This is a genomic window from Streptomyces sp. NPDC056503, from assembly GCF_042794995.1.
Taxonomy (GTDB): Bacteria; Actinomycetota; Actinomycetes; order Streptomycetales; family Streptomycetaceae; genus Streptomyces.
On sequence record NZ_JBHTST010000149.1, the window covers coordinates 1 to 20,393 of the forward strand.

At 72.4% G+C, this 20,393-nt stretch carries 16 protein-coding genes; 7 read left to right on the forward strand and 9 right to left on the reverse strand.

The window, feature by feature from the left end; translation table 11 throughout:
- Positions 1-43: 43 nt before the first annotated feature.
- Positions 44-637 carry a biotin transporter BioY gene (locus ACFQ8C_RS31420; protein WP_383464124.1) on the reverse strand — a complete coding sequence of 198 codons (594 nt, stop codon included), beginning with the start codon at positions 635-637 and terminating at the stop codon, positions 44-46.
- 274 nt (positions 638-911) lie between these two features.
- Here ACFQ8C_RS31420 and ACFQ8C_RS31425 point away from each other — a divergent pair, with 274 nt between their 5' ends.
- Together ACFQ8C_RS31425 and ACFQ8C_RS31430 are read left to right on the forward strand one after the other, a co-directional pair.
- Positions 912-2,324, forward strand: coding sequence for an amino acid permease (locus tag ACFQ8C_RS31425; protein WP_383464127.1), 1,413 nt, complete (start codon positions 912-914; stop codon positions 2,322-2,324).
- A gap of 116 nt (positions 2,325-2,440) precedes the next feature.
- Positions 2,441-3,883 (forward strand): amino acid permease, encoded by a 1,443-nt coding sequence (locus ACFQ8C_RS31430; protein WP_383464130.1) that lies wholly within the window; start codon positions 2,441-2,443, stop codon positions 3,881-3,883.
- A gap of 71 nt (positions 3,884-3,954) precedes the next feature.
- Here the strand turns inward: ACFQ8C_RS31430 and ACFQ8C_RS31435 are convergent, their stop codons facing one another.
- Together ACFQ8C_RS31435 and ACFQ8C_RS31440 are read right to left on the reverse strand one after the other, a co-directional pair.
- Complete coding sequence (locus tag ACFQ8C_RS31435) at positions 3,955-5,625, reverse strand: IS1182 family transposase (RefSeq protein WP_383464133.1); 1,671 nt, start codon at positions 5,623-5,625, stop codon at positions 3,955-3,957.
- 229 nt (positions 5,626-5,854) lie between these two features.
- Positions 5,855-6,748, reverse strand: coding sequence for a hypothetical protein (locus ACFQ8C_RS31440; RefSeq protein ID WP_383464136.1), 894 nt, complete (start codon positions 6,746-6,748; stop codon positions 5,855-5,857).
- Positions 6,749-6,935: 187 nt separating this feature from the next.
- Here ACFQ8C_RS31440 and ACFQ8C_RS31445 point away from each other — a divergent pair, with 187 nt between their 5' ends.
- The gene (locus tag ACFQ8C_RS31445) at positions 6,936-7,583 is read left to right on the forward strand and encodes a superoxide dismutase (RefSeq protein WP_383464139.1); all 648 of its coding nucleotides are present in this window, start codon (positions 6,936-6,938) and stop codon (positions 7,581-7,583) included.
- 154 nt (positions 7,584-7,737) lie between these two features.
- Here ACFQ8C_RS31445 and ACFQ8C_RS31450 read toward each other — a convergent pair whose 3' ends face one another.
- Entirely contained in the window at positions 7,738-8,373 is a 636-nt protein-coding gene (locus tag ACFQ8C_RS31450) for a DsbA family protein (RefSeq protein ID WP_383464142.1), read from the reverse strand.
- A 141-nt stretch (positions 8,374-8,514) separates the two neighbouring features.
- Between ACFQ8C_RS31450 and pepN the strand changes: the two genes are divergently transcribed.
- Both pepN and ACFQ8C_RS31460 read left to right on the forward strand, forming a co-directional pair.
- Entirely contained in the window at positions 8,515-11,061 is a 2,547-nt protein-coding gene (gene pepN, locus ACFQ8C_RS31455; protein ID WP_383464145.1) for an aminopeptidase N, read from the forward strand.
- Between the two features lie 141 nt (positions 11,062-11,202).
- Positions 11,203-12,210, forward strand: coding sequence for a hypothetical protein (locus ACFQ8C_RS31460; protein ID WP_383464148.1), 1,008 nt, complete (start codon positions 11,203-11,205; stop codon positions 12,208-12,210).
- A gap of 3 nt (positions 12,211-12,213) precedes the next feature.
- Here ACFQ8C_RS31460 and ACFQ8C_RS31465 read toward each other — a convergent pair whose 3' ends face one another.
- The 5 genes from ACFQ8C_RS31465 to ACFQ8C_RS31485 all read right to left on the reverse strand — a co-directional run bounded on the left by ACFQ8C_RS31465 (position 12,214) and on the right by ACFQ8C_RS31485 (position 16,049).
- The gene (locus ACFQ8C_RS31465) at positions 12,214-13,374 is read right to left on the reverse strand and encodes a serine hydrolase domain-containing protein (protein WP_383464151.1); all 1,161 of its coding nucleotides are present in this window, start codon (positions 13,372-13,374) and stop codon (positions 12,214-12,216) included.
- A gap of 102 nt (positions 13,375-13,476) precedes the next feature.
- Positions 13,477-13,944, reverse strand: coding sequence for an NUDIX hydrolase (locus ACFQ8C_RS31470; RefSeq protein WP_383464154.1), 468 nt, complete (start codon positions 13,942-13,944; stop codon positions 13,477-13,479).
- A 22-nt stretch (positions 13,945-13,966) separates the two neighbouring features.
- Positions 13,967-14,527 (reverse strand): HPP family protein, encoded by a 561-nt coding sequence (locus ACFQ8C_RS31475; protein ID WP_383464156.1) that lies wholly within the window; start codon positions 14,525-14,527, stop codon positions 13,967-13,969.
- A gap of 54 nt (positions 14,528-14,581) precedes the next feature.
- Positions 14,582-15,472 (reverse strand): pyridoxamine 5'-phosphate oxidase family protein, encoded by an 891-nt coding sequence (locus ACFQ8C_RS31480; RefSeq protein WP_383464158.1) that lies wholly within the window; start codon positions 15,470-15,472, stop codon positions 14,582-14,584.
- Positions 15,473-15,593: 121 nt separating this feature from the next.
- A complete protein-coding gene (locus ACFQ8C_RS31485; RefSeq protein WP_383464160.1) occupies positions 15,594-16,049 on the reverse strand; it encodes a VOC family protein in 456 nt (151 codons plus the stop codon).
- 137 nt (positions 16,050-16,186) lie between these two features.
- Between ACFQ8C_RS31485 and ACFQ8C_RS31490 the strand changes: the two genes are divergently transcribed.
- Both ACFQ8C_RS31490 and ACFQ8C_RS31495 read left to right on the forward strand, forming a co-directional pair.
- Positions 16,187-16,729: a CGNR zinc finger domain-containing protein gene (locus ACFQ8C_RS31490; RefSeq protein ID WP_383464162.1), complete on the forward strand. Its 543-nt coding sequence runs from the start codon at positions 16,187-16,189 to the stop codon at positions 16,727-16,729.
- 195 nt (positions 16,730-16,924) lie between these two features.
- Entirely contained in the window at positions 16,925-20,242 is a 3,318-nt protein-coding gene (locus ACFQ8C_RS31495) for a S8 family serine peptidase (RefSeq protein WP_383464165.1), read from the forward strand.
- Positions 20,243-20,393: the final 151 nt, after the last annotated feature.

Below are 20,393 nucleotides of genomic sequence, written 5' to 3' on the forward strand. Positions count from 1 at the left end.
CCGGGAGGAGCCGCGGGCCCTTTCCCGTATCCGCCGTCGCGGGTCAGCCCTTGCGGCCGGCCAGCTTCCAGGCGGCCGGGAGGGCGCCCATGGCGAGGGCCGCCTTGAGGGCGTCGCCGACGAGGAAGGGCGTCAGTCCGGCGGCGACCGCCTGGCCGAGGGTCATGCCGGTGGCGAGGGCCAGGTAGGGCACGCCGACCGCGTAGATGACCGCGGAGCCGAGGACCATGGTGCCGGCGGTGCGCAGGACCGAGCGGTCGGCGCCGCGGCGGGCGAGGGCGCCGACGACGGTCGAGGCGAGGAGCATGCCGAGGATGTAGCCGAAGGACGGCATGCCGTAGCCGGAGGTGGCCTGCGCGAACCACGGGACGCCCGCCATGCCGGCGACCGCGTACAGGGCGAGGGCGAGGAAGCCGCGGCGGGCGCCGAGGGCGGTGCCCACGAGCAGGGCGGCGAAGGTCTGGCCGGAGACCGGGACCGGCGAGCCGGGGACCGGGACGGCGAGCTGCGCGGCCAGGCCGGTGAGGGCGGCGCCGCCGACGACGAGGGCGATGTCGCGGGCGCGGCTCGCCGGGAGGAGGTCGGCCAGGACGGTGCCCGTACGGAGGGTACGGACGGGGGCGACGGCGGTGCTCATCGGTACTCCGCGGGGGTGAGGGGGTCAGGACAGGTTGACGCTATGCCAGGAGTGAACGCCCGATCACCGTCAGCCGCCGACAAAGCCTCGGGCTCGGGCTTCATGGGGTTCCGACAAAGGACGGTGACGACGCCGGGCGCCACGTGACGCTTGTCACTGGGGGATGGCCATATCTAGTCCCTTTTGCGTCAAGGGCCGGTCAACGGAGAGACTGTGGGGTCTCCATAAAGCCCCTTCCTCATGTGCCACTTCTCCCAGAGCGCGAGCCCCCACCATGCGCGACGCAGCACCGCCCACCCCCCTCACCGAACCGGAGCCGCTCTCCCACGGCCTGAAGCAGCGTCACCTGACGATGCTCGGGCTCGGCGGGGTCATCGGCGCCGGCCTCTTCGTCGGCTCGGGCGCGGGCATCGCGGTCGCCGGACCGGGCATCGTGGTCTCGTACCTGATCGCGGGCGCGCTCGCGATGCTGGTCATGCGGATGCTGGGCGAGATGTCGGCGGCGATGCCGGCGTCCGGCGCCTTCTCGGTGCACGCGGAGCGGGCGCTGGGCCGCTGGGCCGGGTTCTCGGTGGGCTGGCTGTACTGGTTCCTGCTCGTGGTCGTCCTCGCCGTGGAGGCGACGGGCGCGGCGCGGATCGCGCACGGCTGGGTGCCCGGGGTGCCGCAGTGGGGCTGGGTGCTGCTCTTCATGGTCGTGTTCACCCTCGCCAACCTGGCGGCGGTGAAGAACTTCGGCGAGTTCGAGTTCTGGTTCGCGGCGCTGAAGGTCGGCGCGATCGTGCTCTTCCTGGTCCTCGGCGTGCTGGCGATCGTCGGCTGGCTGCCCGACACCGACCCGGTGGGGCTCGCGAACCTGACGGGCCAGGGCGGCTTCCTGCCGAACGGCTGGTCCGGGGTGGTCTCCGGGGTCCTCGCCGTGCTCTTCGCCTTCGGCGGGCTGGAGGTCGTCACCATCGCCGCCGCCGAGTCGGAGGACCCGGCGCGGAACGTGGCGCGGGCGGTGCGCAGCGCCGTGTGGCGGATCCTCCTCTTCTACGTGGGCTCGATGCTGGTGATCGTGACCCTGCTGCCGTGGACGTCGATGACGCCGGGCGAGTCGCCCTACGTGGCCGTGCTCGACGCGATCGGGGTGCCGGGCGCGGGGCAGATCATGAACGTGGTGGTCTTCGTGGCGCTGCTCTCGGCGCTCAACGCCAACCTGTACGGCTCCTCCCGGATGGTCTTCTCGCTGGCCGAGCGCGGCGAGGCGCCGAAGGGGCTGCTCAGGGTCTCCGGCGGCGGGGTGCCGCGGCGGGCGGTGCTCGCCTCGGTGGCCTTCGGCTTCGTGTCGGTGCTGCTGAATCTGAAGTGGCCGGACTCCGTCTTCCTCTACATGCTCAACGCGGTCGGCGCCGTGCTGCTCTTCGTGTGGGCGCTCATCGCGGTGTCGCAGCTGCGGCTGCGGCCCAGGATCGAGCGGGAGGCGCCGGAGACGCTGACGCTGCGGATGTGGGGCTTCCCGTGGCTGACGTGGACGGCGCTGGCGGCGATGGGCGCGGTACTGGTCCTGATGCTGACCGACGACGCGGCGCGGCCGCAGGTGCTGTGGTCGGCGGGGGCGACCGCCGCGGTGCTGCTCGTGGCCTGGCTGCGGGAAGTGCGCGCGTCGCGGGGAACCCGCATGTCCACGACGAAACGGAACTGAATCTTCACCTTGTGTGAAGGTGGTGACCGTATAGCGGACAACCGTTCCCTCTGAGCGGTACGGGCACCCAGACTGTGGGCTTCCCTCCCCGTCTCAGCCTATGAACAGGGTTGCCCATGTCCCGGACCACCGCGCCCGCGCAGGCCGACCGCGAGGACGGCACCGCCGCTCCCGCCGAGGGCCTCTCCCACGGCCTCAAGCAGCGCCATCTGTCGATGATCGCCCTGGGTGGCGTCATCGGCGCCGGCCTCTTCGTCGGCTCCGGCGCCGGCATCGCCGCCGCCGGCCCCTCGATCGTCGTCGCGTACGCGATCTCCGGCGTGCTCGTCATGCTGGTGATGCGGATGCTCGGCGAGATGTCGGCGGCCAACCCCGCCTCCGGCTCCTTCTCCGTCCACGCCGAGCGCGCGTTCGGCCCGTGGGCCGGCTTCACCGCCGGCTGGGCCTTCTGGTTCCTGCTCTGCGTGGCGGTCGGCCTGGAGGGAATCGGCGCGGCCAACATCATGACCGGCTGGTTCCCGGGCACCCCCGCGTGGGCCTGGGTGGCGCTGTTCATGCTGGTCTTCTGCGGCACCAACCTGGCCGCGGTGAAGAACTTCGGCGAGTTCGAGTTCTGGTTCGCCGCGCTGAAGGTCGGCGCGATCGTCCTCTTCCTCGGCATCGGCGTGCTCGCCATCGCCGGCGTCCTGCCCGGCACCGACGCCCCCGGCACGGCCAACCTCACCGGCGACGGCGGCTTCTTCCCGAACGGCTCCGAGGGCCTGATCGTCGGCCTGCTCGCCTCCGTCTTCGCGTACGGCGGCCTGGAGACGGTCACCATCGCGGCGGCCGAGTCCGAGCACCCCGTGCGGGGCGTCGCCTCCGCGGTCCGTACGGCGATGTGGCGCATCGCGCTCTTCTACATCGGCTCGATGGCGGTCATCGTCACCCTCGTCCCCTGGGACGACAAGGCGGTCGTCGAGAAGGGCCCGTACGTCGCCACCCTCGACCACCTGGGCATCCCCGCCGCCGGCCAGATCATGAACGTGGTCGTCCTGATCGCCCTGCTCTCCGCGATGAACGCCAACATCTACGGCGCCTCCCGCATGGCCCGCTCGCTGATCGGCCGCGGCCAGGGCCCGCAGGCGCTCGGCCGCACCTCCGGCGGCGTGCCGCGCCCGGCCGTCCTGCTCTCCTCGGTCGTCGGCTTCGGCGCCGTCCTGCTGAGCTACTGGTCGCCGGACAAGGCCTTCATCTGGCTGCTCAACACGATCGGCGCGATCATCCTCGTCGTCTGGTTCTTCATCGCCGCCTCCCAGCTGGTGCTGCGCCGCCGCACCCAGCTCGAAGCGCCGGAGAAGCTGGTCGTCAGGATGTGGGCCTTCCCGTACCTGACCTGGGTGGCGCTGGCCGGCATGGCCGCGATCTTCTACCTGATGGCCCGCGAGGAGGGCACCCGGATCCAGCTGTACGCGACGGGCGCGCTGACGCTCGGCCTCGCCGCCGTCGGCTTCGCGCTCCAGAAGTCGCGCGCGAAGTCGGCCGCGACGCCGACCGGAACGCCGGCCGGGAAGGCCTGACCCCCACCCGCCTCGTACGGACGCCCCGCCGGGCCCGCAAGCCGACGCTGTTGGTTAATTCGGGGGTGGCGCTACTCGGCCCCGCTGAGCATTGGCTCGGCGGGGCCGAGTGCTGCGAAGTGGCTGGTGCGCGTGCGAGCGCGTGGTGTTTCGGTGAGGTGGGCGTAGATGCGGGCGAGGTTGATCGCGGCGCCGGTGAGCTGGTGCTGGAGGGTGGTCTTGGCCAGGCCCCGGTAGCGGGATCTGCGAAGTCCGCAGCGGTTCACGCCCTGAGAGAAGGTGCCTTCGACCCCGGCGCGGATCTTGTAGCGCTCCTTCCACTCTTCGGTCTGCTGGAGGGCGCGGGCCTGCTGGAGTTCCTGGTGGGCCTGCTGGGGCCGCAAGGTGATGGCCCGGCCCCGGGTTTTCAGGGCCGGGACGCAGTCGTGCACGACGGGACATGGCCGGCAGTCACGCACGGGGAACTGTGCCCGGACCACCGCGAGACCGTGCTGGGAGCGGTCTTCCCGCCAGCTGGTGCTGGTGCGCCCGTTGGGGCAGGTCACACGCTGGTTGTCCCAGTCGACGGTGAAGGCGTCCTGGCCGTAGGCGGCTCTTGCCCGGGCCTGCGAGCTGGTCACCGACTTGAGCGGTCCGTGCAGTGCGACGCCGTGATCACGGGCGTCCGTCATGGCTGCTGCGTTGGCGTATCCGGTGTCGACCCAGTGCTCGCGCGGAAGCAGGTCCCGCTCGGCCAAACCTGCGTGGACGACTGCCGCCATTCGGTCGTCGGAGATGGTGGCGGCGGTGGTGACCACATTTGTGATCAGGTTCGGGGCGTCGGGCTCGCAAGTCTCGCTGAGATGGACCTTGTAACCGTGCCAGAGGGTGTCGCGTTTGATGCTGCCACGCGCTTCGATGTCATAGGGCGTGACCAGGCGCATCGCGCCTGGCGGCCGGTCTTTTGGGCCCCGGCGCATCACCTCGCCGTCGACCAAGTGGAAGTCCTGAACCCATATCCGCCGCAGGATCTCGACCTCAGGCAGATCCCGCAGATCTCCGGGCGCTGCCGATGAGAGGATGGCCTCAAGCAGCCGTGTCCCGTCCCTGCCGATTCGCAGGCCCACCTCGTCCCGCTTCGTGCGGGCCTGGGGAAACCGGGAGTCCTCGGCCCTCGTCGAGTAATGCTTGAACCAGTCCGGTTCAGCGATGTCAGCCAGCCAGTCGGGGGCCGCCTTGGCCAACGCGTTCAATGCTGACCGCAGTGTCTCTGCGACCTTCTCCAGCCAGCACAGCTCACGGGCCGCGGACAGCACGTGCGTGGAGTCGGTGCGGGCCCGGCCCGCGCTCTTGAGTAGCCGCTTCTCCCGGGCCGCAGCCAGGATGCCATCCAGAACCCGGCGTCCGGCCTCAGCCTCAATCAGACGGTCCCGGAACTCCGACAGGACCGAGAAATCGAAGCCCGGATCACCCAGTTCGAGCCCGAGCGCGTACTTGAAGTCGATCCTCGCCCGCACCGCCTCCGCGGCCTGCCGGTCAGTCAGCCCCTCCACGAACTGCAACACCAGCACGAGTGCCAGCCGGCCCGGCGACCAGGCGGGTTTTCCCCGCGCCGGGAACAGATCCGCGAACTGCTCGTCGGTGAACAGCACCCCCAGCTCGTCCCGAACCTGGATCGCCAGGCTCCCTTTCCGGAACGCCGCCCGCGCCACCCGCACTGTCTCCGCCGGGATCTCGCCCGGCCCGCTCGGCTGCATCGACACCCGCACCCACCCCAAACGACAACGTCGGCCTTCAAGACCACAACCGGGTCTTGAAGGCCGACGTCACGCGCGCCCCCGAATTCGCCAACAGCATCGGCCCGCAAGCCCGGCGGGGCGTCCGCGCGTGTACGGGGAGGGGATCGGGGGCGGGGAGGGGCAGGGCGAGGAGGGACGGGCGGGAGAGGGCGCCGGACGGGGAGAGGCGGCCGGACGGGGAGAGGGGGCCGGGTCAGCCGGCGCAGTACGGCACCGTGCGGACGTAGCCCCCCTGGTTCTCGTCGTCCGTGCCGAGCAGCGCCTCGCCGGTGCCGGGCAGGCACTCGACGGCCTCGGTCTTGTGGCCGGGGAAGGTGCCGAGCGGGACCGGGCGGGCCGTGAGGGCGACGCGTACCCGGCCGGTGGCGGTGAGGCCGACCTGCCCGGCGTCGGTCACGGCGGAGTCGAAGGGGCCGTCGTCCCCCGCGTCCGACGCCGAACTCACCAGGATCCGGCCGGAGTCCGTCACGGAGATGTCGGAGACGTGCCGCGTCCCGGCGTCCGCCGGATAGGGGGCGGTGAAGGCGCGCCGGGTGACGGCGCCGAACCTCGGCTCGCCCCACGCGGCGAAGGTCAGCGGGGCGGCGTAGAGCGTGGCGGGCCGGTCGGGGCCCTCGCCGCGGTCGGCCCACAGGGCGGCGAACCGGCCGTCGCGGGCGACGAGCGCGAAGCTCTCGAAGTCGTCGCCCGCGCCGATCGCCGGCAGCGGCGTGTACTCGACGACCTTCGCCGTGGTTCCGGCGACCCTCAGGCGGTAGACGATCCCGCGCGCGGCGACGGCCAGGTACTCCCCCGGCATCCCGGGGATCGCCTCGACGGCCTCCAGGTCGACGGGTTCGGCCCCGTCCCAGACCAGCGGGGTGACGGTGACGGGGTCCGTGCCGTACCCGAGCCGGGAGAGGCGCGGCTGCCCGGAGCGCTTGTTGTCGTGGACGAAGAGGGCGGTGCCGTCGCCTTCGGCGGCGAGGCCGCTGACGCCGGTCCGGGCGTCGGTGCCGACCTGGCGCCAGGGGGTGGCGGCCTGGGCGGCGCCGGCGAGGAGGGCGACGAGGACACCGGTGGCGGCGAGTCTCAGGGGGAGCTTCATGCCCGCACGTTATGGATCTTGAAAGGGGTGGGGACAGCGCGGCATGCGCCGTTCGGCGGAGCGCGCGGAAGCAGTCGGGCGCGCGGCGGGCCTAGGACCAAGGGCTGATCAACTTCTTCCGCAGGTGCTGTTAGCCTGCACTTGCATATAGGTTGCAATAAGCAGTCAGTCGAAGGGCTCGGCACACATGGCGATCTACACACTTCCGGAGCTGCCGTACGACTACGCGGCGCTGGAGCCGGTGATCAATCCGCAGATCATCGAGCTGCACCACGACAAGCACCACGCCGCCTACGTCAAGGGTGCGAACGACACCCTGGAGCAGCTGGAGGAGGCGCGCGACAAGGACCAGTGGGGCTCGGTCAACGGCCTGGAGAAGAACCTGGCCTTCCACCTCTCCGGCCACATCCTCCACTCCATCTACTGGAACAACATGGCCAGCCCGAAGGGCGGCGAGGGCGGCGGCGAGCCGCTGGCGGCCGACGGCGTGGGCGAGCTCGCCGACGCGATCACCGAGTCCTTCGGCTCCTTCGCCAAGTTCAAGGCGCAGCTGACCAAGGCCTCGGCGACCACCCAGGGCTCCGGCTGGGGCGTCCTGGCCTACGAGCCGATCAGCGGCCGCCTCATCGTCGAGCAGGTCTACGACCACCAGGGCAACGTCGGCCAGGGCTCGGTCCCGGTCCTGGTCTTCGACGCCTGGGAGCACGCCTTCTACCTCCAGTACAAGAACCAGAAGGTCGACTTCATCGACGCCATGTGGCAGGTCGTCAACTGGCAGGACGTGAACAAGCGCTACCAGGCCGCGAAGGCGAGCGTTCCGCTGATCTCGTTCTGACCCCCCGCACGTCCTGCTCGTGATCGTCTTCTCAGCCTTCACCTGCGGACGGATGAAAGAAGAACCCCCGTGATGACGTGCATCACGGGGGTTCTTCCGTCGCCGCGCGGCCGCCCGGCCGGGCAGTCGCTCAGCCGGTCAGCCGGTCAGCCGGTCAGACGAAGCTCGGCGCCGCCGTCCGCGTGCGCTTGATCTCGTAGAAGCCCGGGGTCGAGGCGACGAGCAGGGTGCCGTCCCACAGCCGGGCCGCGGCCTCGCCCCGCGGGGTCGGGGTGACGACCGGGCCGAAGAAGGCGACCTCGTCGCCGTCCGGGCCGGGCACCGCGATCACCGGGGTGCCGACGTCCTGGCCGACCTTCCCGATGCCCTCCGCGTGGGAGGCGCGCAGCTCGGTGTCGTAGGTGTCCTTGTCGGCGTACTCGACCAGGTCCTCGGGGAGGCCGACGTCCTTCAGGGCGGCGGCGATCGCCTCGCGGGTGGGGCCCTCGCCGTTGTTGTGGAAGCGAGTGCCGAGCGCGGTGTAGAGCTTTCCGACGACCTCGTCGCCGTGCAGCTCCCGGGCCGCTATGACGACCCGGACCGGGCCCCAGGCCTTGGTCTCCAGCATCTCCCGGTACTCGGCGGGGACCTCGTCGAGGCGGTCCTCGTTCAGCACCGCGAGGCTCATCACCTTCCAGCTCACGTCCACCGGGCGGACCTTCTCCACCTCCAGCATCCAGCGGGAGGTCATCCAGGCCCAGGGGCACAGCGGGTCGAAGAAGAACTCTGCGGTGGTCCTGCTCTCGGACATGTCACTCCTCGGGACGGTGGAAAGAAGGTGTGCGCCGACTTGGCGCAACACCGGCGGGCCGTGTCGGCATTCCCGTGCGCCGGGTGAAAGGTGCGCATGGGAGGATCGGTGCTGTTTCGAACACGCCACGAAGGAGTGACCGTGCCCGGTGAGAACCTGTCCCGCGACGAGGCCCACGAGCGGGCCGCGCTGCTGTCCGTCGACGGCTACGAGGTCGCCCTCGACCTGCGGTCGGCGGTCGGCGAGTCCACGGAGGCGGTACGCACCTTCCGCTCGGTGACGACGATCCGCTTCCGTCGTACGGGCGACGCCGACACGACCTTCGTGGACCTGGTCGCCCCGTCGGTCACCTCCGTGACCCTCAACGGGCGGGCGCTGGACCCGTCGGCCGTCTTCGACGGGGCCCGGATCGCCCTGGACGGCCTGGCCGACGAGAACGTCCTGGTCGTCGACGCGCAGTGCGCGTACAGCCGCACCGGCGAGGGCATGCACCGCTTCGTCGACCCCGAGGACGGCGAGGTGTACCTGTACACCCAGTACGAGCCGGCCGACGCCCGCCGGGTCTACGCCAACTTCGAGCAGCCCGACCTCAAGGCGCCGTACCGCTTCCAGGTGACCGCGCCCGAGGAGTGGACGGTGTGGAGCAACGGCGCCGGCGAGCGGGACGCCGACGGCGTGTGGCGCTTCGCCGAGACCGAGCCGATCTCCACGTACATCACCTGCGTGGTGGCCGGCCCGTACCACTACGTCACCGACACCTACCGGCGCGGCGACGTCGAGATCCCGCTCGGCGCGATGTGCCGCAAGGGGCTCGCGAAGCACTTCGACGCGGACGACGTCTTCCTCGTCACCAAGCAGGGCTTCGACTTCTTCCACGACAACTTCGACTACCCCTACCCCTTCGGCAAGTACGACCAGGCCTTCGTGCCCGAGTACAACCTCGGCGCCATGGAGAACCCCGGCATGGTCACCTTCACCGAGGAGTACATCTACCGGGGCAAGGTCACGCAGGCGGCGTACGAGCGGCGCGCCAACACGATCCTGCACGAGATGGCCCACATGTGGTTCGGCGACCTGGTCACCATGGTCTGGTGGGACGACCTGTGGCTGAAGGAGTCCTTCGCCGACTTCATGGGCTCCTTCTCGCTCGCCGAGGCCACCCGCTTCACCGACAGCTGGGTCACCTTCGCCAACAACCGCAAGGCGTGGGCCTACCGCGCCGACCAGCTGCCCTCCACTCACCCGATCACGGCCGACATCCGTGACCTGGAGGACGCCAAGCTCAACTTCGACGGCATCACCTACGCCAAGGGCGCCTCCGTCCTCAAGCAGCTGGTCGCCTACGTGGGCCGGGACGCCTTCCTGGAGGGCGCGCGCCGCTACTTCAAGCGCCACGCGTACGGCAACACCCGCCTCGCCGACCTGCTCGCCGTCCTGGAGGAGACCTCCGGCCGGGACATGAGGGCCTGGTCGAAGTCGTGGCTCCAGACCTCCGGCGTCAACGTCCTCGCCCCCGAGGTCACCTACGACGCCGAGGGCCGGATCACCGAGCTCGCCGTCCTCCAGGAGGGCGAGGAGCTCCGCCCGCACCGGATCGCGGTCGGCCTCTACCGGCTGTCCGGCGGCGAACTCGTCCGGTACGCGCGCGTGGAGACCGACGTCGCCGGGTCCCGCACGGTCGTCGAGGGGCTGGCCGGCAGCGAGCGGCCCGACCTGATCCTCGTCAACGACGACGACCTCACCTACTGCAAGGTCCGCTTCGACGAGGGCTCCCTCGACACCCTGCGCGACCACCTCGGCGCCGTCACCGACCCGCTGGCCCGCGCGGTGTGCTGGTCGGCGCTGTGGAACCTGACCCGGGACGGGCTGATGCCGGCCCGCGACTTCGTCGCCGCCGTGCTCGCCTTCGCCGGCCGCGAGACCGACATCGGCGTCCTGCAGATGGTCCACGCCTGGGCGCGGACCGCCGTCACCCACTACGCGGCCCCCGCGTGGCGCGAGGAGGGCGGGCGCCTGCTCGCCGAGGGCGGGCTGCGCGAGCTGCGGCTCGCCGGTCCCGGCAGCGAGCACCAGCTGACCTGGGCCCGCTTCTTCGCCGCGACGGCCTCCTCCGAGGCCGACCTCCAGCTCCTGGAGGGGCTGCTGGCCGGCACCGCCCGGATCGACGGCCTCGACGTCGACCAGGAGCTGCGCTGGGCGCTGCTCTCCCCGCTCGCCGAGCACGGGCGGGCCGACGAGGCGCGGATCGGCGAGGAGCTGGCCGGCGACGACACCGCCAGCGGCAAGCGCCACCAGGTGCGGCTGCTCGCCGCCCGGCCCTCGGCGGCCGTCAAGGCGCAGGCGTGGGCGCAGGTCGTCGAGTCGGACACCCTGTCGAACGCGCTGGTCGGCGCGGTCATCGCCGGTTTCGCGCAGCCTTCGCAGCGCGAGCTGACCGCCCCGTACGCGGAGAAGTACTTCGCGGTGATCGAGCGGATCTGGGCCGAGCGGTCGATCCAGATCGGCATGGACGTGGTGCGGGGCCTCTTCCCGGCCTACCAGGACCGTCCGGAGACCCTGGCGGCGACCGACGCCTGGCTGGCGGAGCACGCGGACGCGGCTCCGGCGCTGCGCCGCCTCGTCCTGGAGTCCCGCGACGACCTGGCGCGGGCGCTGCGGGCGCAGGAGTGCGACGCGCTGGAGGGCTGAGCCCGCGCCGGGAGGGGCCCGTGACGCCACGGGCCCCTCTCGGCAGTCGAACGCGCGTACTTTAGTGCGGGCTTGTCCGGGTTCGGCCACCGCCTTGTAACAGGCCGTTAGGGCCGGACCGGGGTGCGGAAGACCCCCGGCATGAACCACAACACCCCCATCACCCCCCGCCCCCGCCCCCTCGCCTCCCCCGCGGGCGTCACCCGTCGGCTCGCGTCCACCGGCCAGTTGAGGGCCATGGGCGTGCCCGCCGCCGAGGTCGCCGGACGGGCCGCGACCGGCGGCGACTGGACGCAGCTGCTGCCCGGCGTCTTCCTCCTCCAGCCCGGCGCGCCGACCAGCGACGACCGGCTGCGGGCCGCGCTGCTCTACGCCCGCAGGGACGGCGAGGCGCCGCTGTACGGGCCGGGCGCGATGCTCACCGGTCTCGCCGCGCTCGCCCTGCACGGCTTCGCCTCCGCTCCCCCGCCACCCGCCCTGGAGCGGATCGACGTCCTGGTGGGCCGCACCCGGCGGCTGCGGTCGACCGGTTTCGTGCGGGTGGTGCGGGCACCGGAGTCCCCGGAGCCGGTGGAGCTGGACGGGCTGCCGGTGGCGCCGGTCGCCCGGGCGCTCGCCGACGCCGTCTCGGGGCTGCACGACGCCGGGACCGTCCGCCGGCTGCTCACCGAGGCGGTGCGCGGCGGACACTGCGAACCCCCGGTACTCGTACGGGAGTTGAGCCGTCTGCGACTGCTGACCCGACCGCACGTGGTGGACGCGGTGGACTCGCTCCTCGTGGAGGGACGGGCGCTGTCGGAGGAGCGACTGTACGAGATGGTGCGGGACTTCGCGCTCCCGGACCCGGTGTGGAACGTGGACCTGCGGCTGCCGGGCGGCCCGCACCTGGGCGGCGTGGACGCCTACTGGCCGGACCAGGCGGTGGCGGTGGAGCTGGACACCCGGGCCCCGCGGCAGGACGAGGACGCGCTGTGGTCCGAGTACACCCGCAAGCGGGAGCACCTGGAGCGGCTGGGCATCACGGTGGTCCACCTCACCCCGCGCAAGCTGCGCGAGGCGATGGACCAGCAGGCCACCGTGGTCCGTACGGCGCTGATGGCCGCGTCGGAGCGGCAGCCCGCCGCGTACGTCGTCGTCCTGCCCCGGTGACGGCTACTTCTTCGGAGCGGTGCCGCAGAACTCGCCCTCGAGGATCGCCTGGGTGTCGCCGGTCCAGTCGGCGTTGATGTTGGCGGCGAGGGAGTGCCGGCCGTCACGGGTGGCGTACGCCTCCGAGAGCGAGCCGTGGATGCCGCCGCCGTGGCCCCAGACCTCCTTGCCGCAGCTCAGCTTCTGCTTCATGAGACCGAGGCCGTATCCCGCCCCGGGCAGCTCCGGGGAGACGGCGATGGTCGTGGTCATCTCCCGCAGGGCGTCCTTCGGCAGCAGCCGGCCCTGGAGCAGGGCGCGGTAGAAGGTCTGGAGATCGCGGGAGTCGGAGATGATCTCGCCGGCCGCGTAGGCGATGGTGGGGCTGAGCTCGCCGACCTCGTGCACGGGAGCGCCCGGCTCGGCGGAGAGCGTGGAGTACGCGGGGGAGCTGGGGTTCGGCATGGTGGGGTCGGTGCCGGGGACGCTGGTGGCGCGGAGCTTGAGGGGCTTGATGATCCGGTTCTCGACGGCCTTGCCGTAGGGGCGGCCGGTGACCTTCTCGATGACCAGGCCGGCGAGCACGTAGTTGGTGTTGGAGTAGCTCCAGGAGGTGCCGGGGGCGAAGTCGGGGGCGTGGTCCATGGCGAGGGCGACGAGCTGCCGGGGGGTCCACCGGTCGTAGCGGTGCTCCAGGAAGCCGAGGCCGAAGACCTTCTCCTGGAAGCCGGGGTCGGAGGTGACGTTGTAGATGCCGCTGGTGTGGTTGAGGAGCTGGCGGACGGTGACCTTCCGGCCGTCGTGGCCGTTGCCGCGGACGAGGCCGGGGAGCCACTTCTCGACCGGGTCGTCGAGGTCGATCCGGCCTTCGGCCTGGAGCTGGAGGAGGACGGTGGCGGCGAAGGTCTTGGTGATGGAGCCGACGCGGTAGCGGTCGGCACCGCCGCGCTCGCCCGCGGTGCCCGTCCACGCGCGGCCGTCGACCCGGGCCTGGGCGACGGCGCCGGGGACCCCGGCGTCGACGGCGGCCTGGAGGGCCGCCTGGGTGGCCGCGTGCTCCTTCTTCGCGGGGGCGGCGGGGGCCGCGGGGCCGGCGGCGAGGGCGGGGGCGGCGAGCGCGGTGACGGTGAGGCCGGCGGCGAGGGCCGTGGCGACGACGGTACGGGTGGTGCGGGCGGTGGCCATGCGGGGTTCCCCTGTTTCCGTGGTGATCCGGTACTGCGGTCGGCGGGGAGGACCACGGGTGGGGCGGGAGGGTTGAGCGGTCGCGTACCGGTTGAGCCCTTTTCAGCCGTTCGCCGGACCCGCGAGCCGGGAGCGGCCCACGGGGGGCCGCTCCCGCCACAGGTCGAGCCCGATGTCGACGAGCTCGACCCGGGGCAGGGCGGGCACGGAGTCCAACGGGTGCCAGGCCGCGAGGTCGGTGGAGCCGCCGGTCTCGCTGCGCAGTCCACCGCCGGTGACACGGGCCTCGTAGAGGATCCGGAGCCCCTGGAAGGAGCCCGGCGCGCCGATCCGGGCGATCCACTCGCGCATGATCGAGTCGACGCCGAGGAGGGCGGTCGGCTCGACGGCGTACCCGGTCTCCTCCTCGACCTCGCGGACGACGGTCTCGACGGGTTCCTCCCCGTGGTCCATGCCGCCGCCCGGCAGGGTCCACCGCTTGGTGCCGTCCCTGGCGACCCAGCGGGCGAGCAGTATCTCGTGGTCCCGGACGACTACGGCGTAGGCCGCCACCCGCAACTCCTGCTTCATGCCCAGCAGGCTAGGCGGATGGCTAGATCCAGTACACGGGGTACGTGCGGCGGGTGGCGCGGGCCATGAGCAGGCCGGCCGCGACGAGCAGCGCGCAGGAGGCGAGCAGCAGACCGGTGAAGGTCCAGAACGGCGGGCTGCCGAGGGCGACGATCACCGCGGTGGCGGCGGCCGGGGAGTGCGGGGCGCGGGCGAGCATCATCGCGCCGAGGGCGAGTCCGCCGGCGGCGGCGGCGCTCCACAGGCCGGGGCCCGCGACGGCGAGGACGGCGTAGCCGGCGAGGGCGGAGAGGAGCTGGCCGCCGATCACCGAGCGGGGCTGGGAGAGCGGCAGGTCCGGGGAGGCGGCGACCAGCGCCATGCTCGCGGCGAGCGGCGGGATGAGCAGCGGGTGGTGCAGGACGGTGCCGAGGGCGACCAGCAGGAGGAGCGCGGCGGTGCTGGTGCCGGTGGCGACGAGGACGGCGAGGGGGCGGGGGCGGGGCGGCGGGCCGGGGCGGCGTACGGGAGCGGGCGCGGGGACGGTCGCGGGCGCGGACGGCGCGGGCACGGTGGCCTCGGGAGCCTGGGTGGCAGTGGTCACGGGTTCCTCGGGATCGTGGATCGGGAGTCCGCGTGCGGGCGGCAGGGTGCGCGATCAGGGGGTGGTCGGGTTGGCCGGGGAGTACTCCGGCGCGGACCAGCGCAGGGGGCTGGCGGCCGGGGTCTCGACGACGCTGTCGACCCGGAAGCGGACGAACCGCTCCTCTGAACGGTATACCGTTTCCGCCCGGCCGCTGAGCTGGAGGGTCGTGCCCGTCTCCCAGTCCAGGAAGAGGAGGCCCGCCCTGCCGTCGGTCTCCAGGTTGCCGAGCGTGAGGAACATCGCGTTGCCCGGGTAGTCCCGCCAGAGGAGCTCGCGGGGTCCCTCGGCGTGGACGAAGCCGGGGTTGCCGCCGCGGTGGCTGGCGTCGGCGCCGTCGGGTCCGGTGGTGGCGACGAAGAAGGTGTCCGCCGCGCGGACGGCGGCCAGCTGGGCACCGGTGAGGGCGTCGCCCACGCGGGGGACCGGCGGGGCGTCCGGGCCCGGGCCGGCGGCGCCGGGGGCGTACAGCTCGCGCTTCTGGAGGTACTTGGGGCAGTTCGAGAAGACCTGCTCCGCCTCGATCAGCACGCCGCGGGCGCTGGGGCGGGCGGTGCCGTTGAGGCGCATGCGGCGGCGGGTGCGGGGGTCCAGGGCGAGGGTGCCGACGGGGGTCCCGTCGGCCAGGGCGCCGGCGAGCGGGTCGCCCGGCCCGGGCCCGCCCGCGACCGAGACCGTGTGGGGTCCGGTGGCGCGGGCGAAGCCGGGCTCGCCCGTCAGCAGGCTCGCCCAGACCCGGCCGTCGGGGGCCGCCGCCGCCAGGACCAGCATGGGCTGGAGTTCCAGGAAGGCGGCGGCGACGGGACGGATGCCGGGGCGGATGCTGGGGGCGATGTGGGCGGCGGCCTGCCGGACGCCGAGCCTCTGCTGCACGGCGAGCGAGCCGTGGTGGTACGCGGTCGTCATGGCGGGCCTCCGGTGGGGTGCGGGTTCTCGGGGTGCGGGTGCGGTCCCTGGCGCGGGTGGCGCGTTCGGCGGTGCGCCCGCCGTTCCGCCCTCGCGGAGCGCCTGCCCACACCCGGGGCGGCTAGAAGAAGCCGCAGGTGGGGGCCGTGCCGCTCGGGGCGGGGGACTCTTCGGCGCCCTTGGGGACGGAGATCTCCAGGCGGGTGCCGTCGGGGTCGTGGAAGAAGATGCCGCCGGAGGCGGTGCCTTCGCCGTGGGCGACCACGCCGTCGTAGGCGAAGGTGACGCCCTGGGCCTTGAGGACGGCCTCGGCCTCGCGGACCTTCTCGATGGACTCCGCCTCGAAGGCCAGGTGGTGGAGGCCGGCGCGGTTCGCGTCGTATCCGCCCTCGGCCTGCTGCCAGAGGGTGACGACGAGCCTGCCGTCCTGGCCGAGGAAGGCGTAGCGCCGGCCGTCGGCGTCGCCCGAGCCGATCGTCTCGAAGCCGAGGACCTCCCCGTAGAAGCGGAGCGAGCGGTCCAGGTCGGTGACGTTGATGCCGATGTGTGCCGTGTTCAGCGTGCCGATCGCGGACATGACGGTCCCCTCGTCGTCGGTCGCCCCCTTCGGGCTAACCGTCTAACTCGACTTTAGTGGTTAGGGAGAGCGAGGTGCAACCTGTCACGTACGCTTGAGGGGTTAGATCGTCCGGGGGGTCGAGGAGGATGCCCGTCATGACCGTCGTCGACCCGCGGCCGCTGACCGGCGAACCCCTCTCCCTGGATCTGCTCAACACCCGCTGGATGCGGGAGGGCGAGCGCCAGGACCTCCTCGCCGACACCGGGGGGCTCGCGGTCTGGCTCGCCGCCAACGGGCTCGACGGGCGGTTCGCCGCCGACGAGGCCACGCTCCGCCACACGCGCACCGCCCGCGAGGCGCTGAAGGCGCTGGTCGACCGGCCCGGCGACCCGGACACGACCGCGCGGCTCGACGCCGTCCTGGAGCACGGCCGGATCCGCGCGGTGCTCACCACCGAAGGGCCCGGCGAGCGCGCCGAGTTCGCCGACCCCGCGTGGGGGCCCGGCTGGACGGCCGCCCGCGCCCACCTGGAGCTGCTGCGCACCGCCCCGGACCGGATCAGGACCTGCGCGCACGAGGCGTGCATCCTGCACTTCCTCGACACCTCGCGGAACGGCACCCGCCGTTGGCACTCGATGGCGACCTGCGGCAACCGCGCGAAGGCGTCCCGGCACTACGCCCGCGCCAAGGAGCAGTGAGCCGCTCCCCCCGGTCGAATCGCCCTCGTTGAGGGCGATTCGTCGTCTGTGGCACATGGGGCGCGGTGGCGGATGTACGCCACGGGAACAACCCGCCCTTCGCTAACTCTCCACAAAGCCCTGTCCTTTACGAAAGGCTGAGCGGTCATCCGGTACCGGATTCCGGACCCTCTTCTTTCACAAACAGGGATGTAAATGACCACCCCCGAAACGCAGAGCTCCATACCCGGGCGCTCGACCGCCGGGACCAGACGAGCGGCCCGGATCGCCGCCGCCGCCGGCCTGGTGACCGCGCTCGTCGCGGCCGGTGCCGCCCCGGTCCTCGCCGCCGACGACCCGGCGGCCACTCCCCCGGTGAAGGCCGCGGAGCCCGCCGACAAGCTCGGCGCCACCGACGCGCAGCGCCTCGCCGAGGCCGAGGCCGCCGGCGAACCGCACGTCACCATCCTGGTCGCCACCGCGCCCGGCGCGACCGAGCAGGTCGCCGACCAGCTCGACGCCGTCCCCGGCGGCTCGGTGGGCAACCGCAACGACGAGCTCGGCTACGTCCGCGCCACCCTGCCCACCGGCAAGGCCGACGCCGCCATCAAGGCCGCCACCAAGCTCTCCTCCGTCCAGTCCGTGGACCTCCGGGCCGAGATCCAGCTGGACGACCCCCGTCCCGACGCCGGTGTCTCCGGCGCCGTCGAGGGCACCACGGTCACCCGGACCTACCCGGCGCCGTCGAAGTACACCCCGGCGAAGAACCCGTACAACCCGTCCCACGAGACGGGCGCCGTCGAGTTCGTCGAGGACCACCCGCGCGCCGACGGCCGCGGCGTGACCATCGGCATCCTCGACTCGGGCGTCGACCTGGGCCACCCGGCCCTCCAGAAGACCACCACCGGCGAGCGCAAGATCGTCGACTGGGTGACGGCCACCGACCCGATCGTCGACTCCGACGGCACCTGGCGCGCCCAGGTCACCCCGGTCGCGGGCCCGGTCTTCACCGCCGCCGCGCAGTCCTGGAAGGCCCCCGAGGGCGCCTACCAGTGGAGCCGCTTCAGCGAGTCCGTCACGGCGGGCGGCGACCCGGCCGGTGACATCAACCGCGACGGCGACACCACCGACGTCTTCGGCCTGCTGTACGACCCCGCCGCCGGCACCGTCCGCGTCGACACCGACCAGGACAACGACTTCACGGACAACGAGCCGATGAAGCCGTTCAAGGACGGGAACGTCGTCGGCTACTTCGGCACCGACGACCCGGCCACGGACGTCGTCGAGCGCACCCCGTTCGTCGTGGAGATCCGCAAGGACGTCCCGATGGACCCGTACGGCGGCTCCTGGGTCGGCCAGAAGCGCGACTTCGTCAACATCGGCGTCGTCGAGTCCTCGCACGGCACCCACGTCGCCGGCATCACCGCCGCCAAGGGCCTCTTCGGCGGCCGGATGAACGGCGCCGCGCCCGGCGCGAAGATCGTCTCCTCGCGCGCCTGCACCTGGGACGGCGGCTGCACCAACGTCGCCCTCACCGAGGGCATGGTCGACCTCGTCGTCAACCGCGGCGTCGACATCGTCAACATGTCGATCGGCGGCCTGCCCGCGCTGAACGACGGCGACAACGTCCGCGCCCGCCTCTACACCCGTCTCATCGACGAGTACGGCGTGCAGCTGGTGATCTCGGCCGGCAACTCCGGCCCGGGCACCAACACGATCGGCGACCCCGGCCTGGCCGACAAGGTCCTCTCGGTCGGCGCGGCGGTCTCCCAGTCGACCTGGGCCGCCAACTACGGCTCGGCCGTCGAGAAGAAGTACGCCATGTTCCCGTTCTCCTCGCGCGGTCCGCGCGAGGACGGCGGCGCCACCCCGCTGATCACCGGCCCGGGTTCGGCCGTGAACACCATCCCGACCTGGCAGGCCGGCGCCGGCGTCGCCGAGGCCGGCTACGCGCTGCCCGCCGGCTACGGCATGCTCAACGGCACCTCGATGTCGTCCCCGCAGGTCGCGGGCGCGAGCGCGCTGCTGCTCTCCGCCGCCAAGCAGCGGAACGTCGAGCTCTCCCCGCTGACCCTGCGCACCGCCCTCACCTCGACCGCCAAGCGGATCCCCGGTGTCGCGGCCCACGAGCAGGGCGCCGGTCTCATCGACATCAACGAGGCCTGGGACTCCATCAAGGACGGGGCCACCGCCCACTCCTACAAGGTCGAGGCCCCGGTCGACACCGTGATCTTCCCGGCCCCGCACACCGGCACCGGTGTGTACGACCGCGAGGGCGGCCTCAAGGTCGGCCAGAAGAAGGTCTACGACGTCACCGTCACCCGCACCAGCGGCCCGGACCGTGCCGTCGAGCACGAGCTGGACCTCAAGTACAACGACGGCACCTTCCGGATCCTCGGCGACGACGAGATCGACCTGCCGCTGAACAAGCCGGTCACCGTCAAGCTGGAGGCCCGCCCGAAGACCGCCGGCGTGCACAGCGTGATCCTGGAGGCGGACGACGACCGCACCGAGGGCGTCGACAAGCAGATCCTCGCCACCTCGGTCGTCGCGAGCGACCTGACCGCCCCCGGCTACGGCTTCTCCGCCACCGGCTCGGTCCAGCGCAACAGCCACAAGTCGTACTTCGTGACCGTGCCGAAGGGCGCGACCTCCCTGGAGGTGGCGATCGGCGGCCTGAAGGCGAAGAGCCAGACCCGGTTCATCGCCATCCACCCGTACGGCGTCCCGGTCGACCCGACCGCGACCACCATGTGCTACCCGCACTACAACCCGGCGAACACCTGCCGCCCGGACCTCCGCTCCTACGCCAACCCGCAGGCCGGCGTCTGGGAGATCGAGGTCGAGGCGCGCCGCACCTCGCCGGACCTGGACAACCCGTACAAGCTCGACGTCTCCGTGCTCGGCGCCTCCTTCGACCCGGCCGTCCAGACCGTCGCCGAGGCGAAGGTCGGCACCCCGGCCGCCGTCGAGTGGACCGTCACCAACGGCTTCGCCGGCATCGACGGCAAGCTGAAGGGCGGCTCGCTGGGCTCGGCCAAGGTCGAGACCCCGACCATCCAGCACCACGAGACGCAGACGAAGACCGTCACCATCGGCGAGGGCGTCGAGCGGCTCGACATCGCGATCGGCAACACCTCCGACAAGGCCGCCGACCTCGACCTGTCCGTGCTCCTGGACGGCGTCAAGGTCGGCTCGTCCGCCGACGGCGACTCGGAGGAGGCCGTCTCCCTCGTCAAGCCGAAGGCCGGCACCTACACCGTCGTCATCGACGGCTACGCGGTCCAGGCCGAGGGCGGCACGACCTACGACTACAAGGACGTGTACTACTCGGCGGCGCTCGGCACCGTGAAGGTCGACGAGGCCAGGACCTACCCGCTGGCCAACGGCGCGAGCACCAAGGTCGCGGCCGAGGTCGTCGTCGGCGGTCCGGCCCCCGAGGGACGCCAGTTCTTCGGCCAGGTCCAGCTGGTCAACGCGCGCGGCACCGTCGCGGGCTCCGGCAGCGTCCTGATCGGCAGCGTCACCCCGTAACACCCCGCGGTACGAGGAGGGGCGGGGGCCCGCCCCGGCGCCCGCCCCGGCCGCGGGCGGCCCCCGGGGGCCGCCCCCCCCCGCGGGGCGCCCCCGCCCCGGGCGGGGGGGCCCCCGGGGGCGGGGGGGGGGGGGGGCGTGTAGAACTAAC

Coding starts and splice junctions, on each gene's coding strand:
- ACFQ8C_RS31420 (WP_383464124.1), bottom strand. CDS start 637: ATGAGCACCGCCGTCGCCCCCGTCCGTACCCTCCGTACGGGCACCGTC.
- ACFQ8C_RS31425 (WP_383464127.1), top strand. CDS start 912: ATGCGCGACGCAGCACCGCCCACCCCCCTCACCGAACCGGAGCCGCTC.
- ACFQ8C_RS31430 (WP_383464130.1), top strand. CDS start 2,441: ATGTCCCGGACCACCGCGCCCGCGCAGGCCGACCGCGAGGACGGCACC.
- ACFQ8C_RS31440 (WP_383464136.1), bottom strand. CDS start 6,748: ATGAAGCTCCCCCTGAGACTCGCCGCCACCGGTGTCCTCGTCGCCCTC.
- ACFQ8C_RS31445 (WP_383464139.1), top strand. CDS start 6,936: ATGGCGATCTACACACTTCCGGAGCTGCCGTACGACTACGCGGCGCTG.
- ACFQ8C_RS31450 (WP_383464142.1), bottom strand. CDS start 8,373: ATGTCCGAGAGCAGGACCACCGCAGAGTTCTTCTTCGACCCGCTGTGC.
- ACFQ8C_RS31460 (WP_383464148.1), top strand. CDS start 11,203: ATGAACCACAACACCCCCATCACCCCCCGCCCCCGCCCCCTCGCCTCC.
- ACFQ8C_RS31465 (WP_383464151.1), bottom strand. CDS start 13,374: ATGGCCACCGCCCGCACCACCCGTACCGTCGTCGCCACGGCCCTCGCC.
- ACFQ8C_RS31470 (WP_383464154.1), bottom strand. CDS start 13,944: ATGAAGCAGGAGTTGCGGGTGGCGGCCTACGCCGTAGTCGTCCGGGAC.
- ACFQ8C_RS31480 (WP_383464158.1), bottom strand. CDS start 15,472: ATGACGACCGCGTACCACCACGGCTCGCTCGCCGTGCAGCAGAGGCTC.
- ACFQ8C_RS31485 (WP_383464160.1), bottom strand. CDS start 16,049: ATGTCCGCGATCGGCACGCTGAACACGGCACACATCGGCATCAACGTC.
- ACFQ8C_RS31490 (WP_383464162.1), top strand. CDS start 16,187: ATGACCGTCGTCGACCCGCGGCCGCTGACCGGCGAACCCCTCTCCCTG.
- ACFQ8C_RS31495 (WP_383464165.1), top strand. CDS start 16,925: ATGACCACCCCCGAAACGCAGAGCTCCATACCCGGGCGCTCGACCGCC.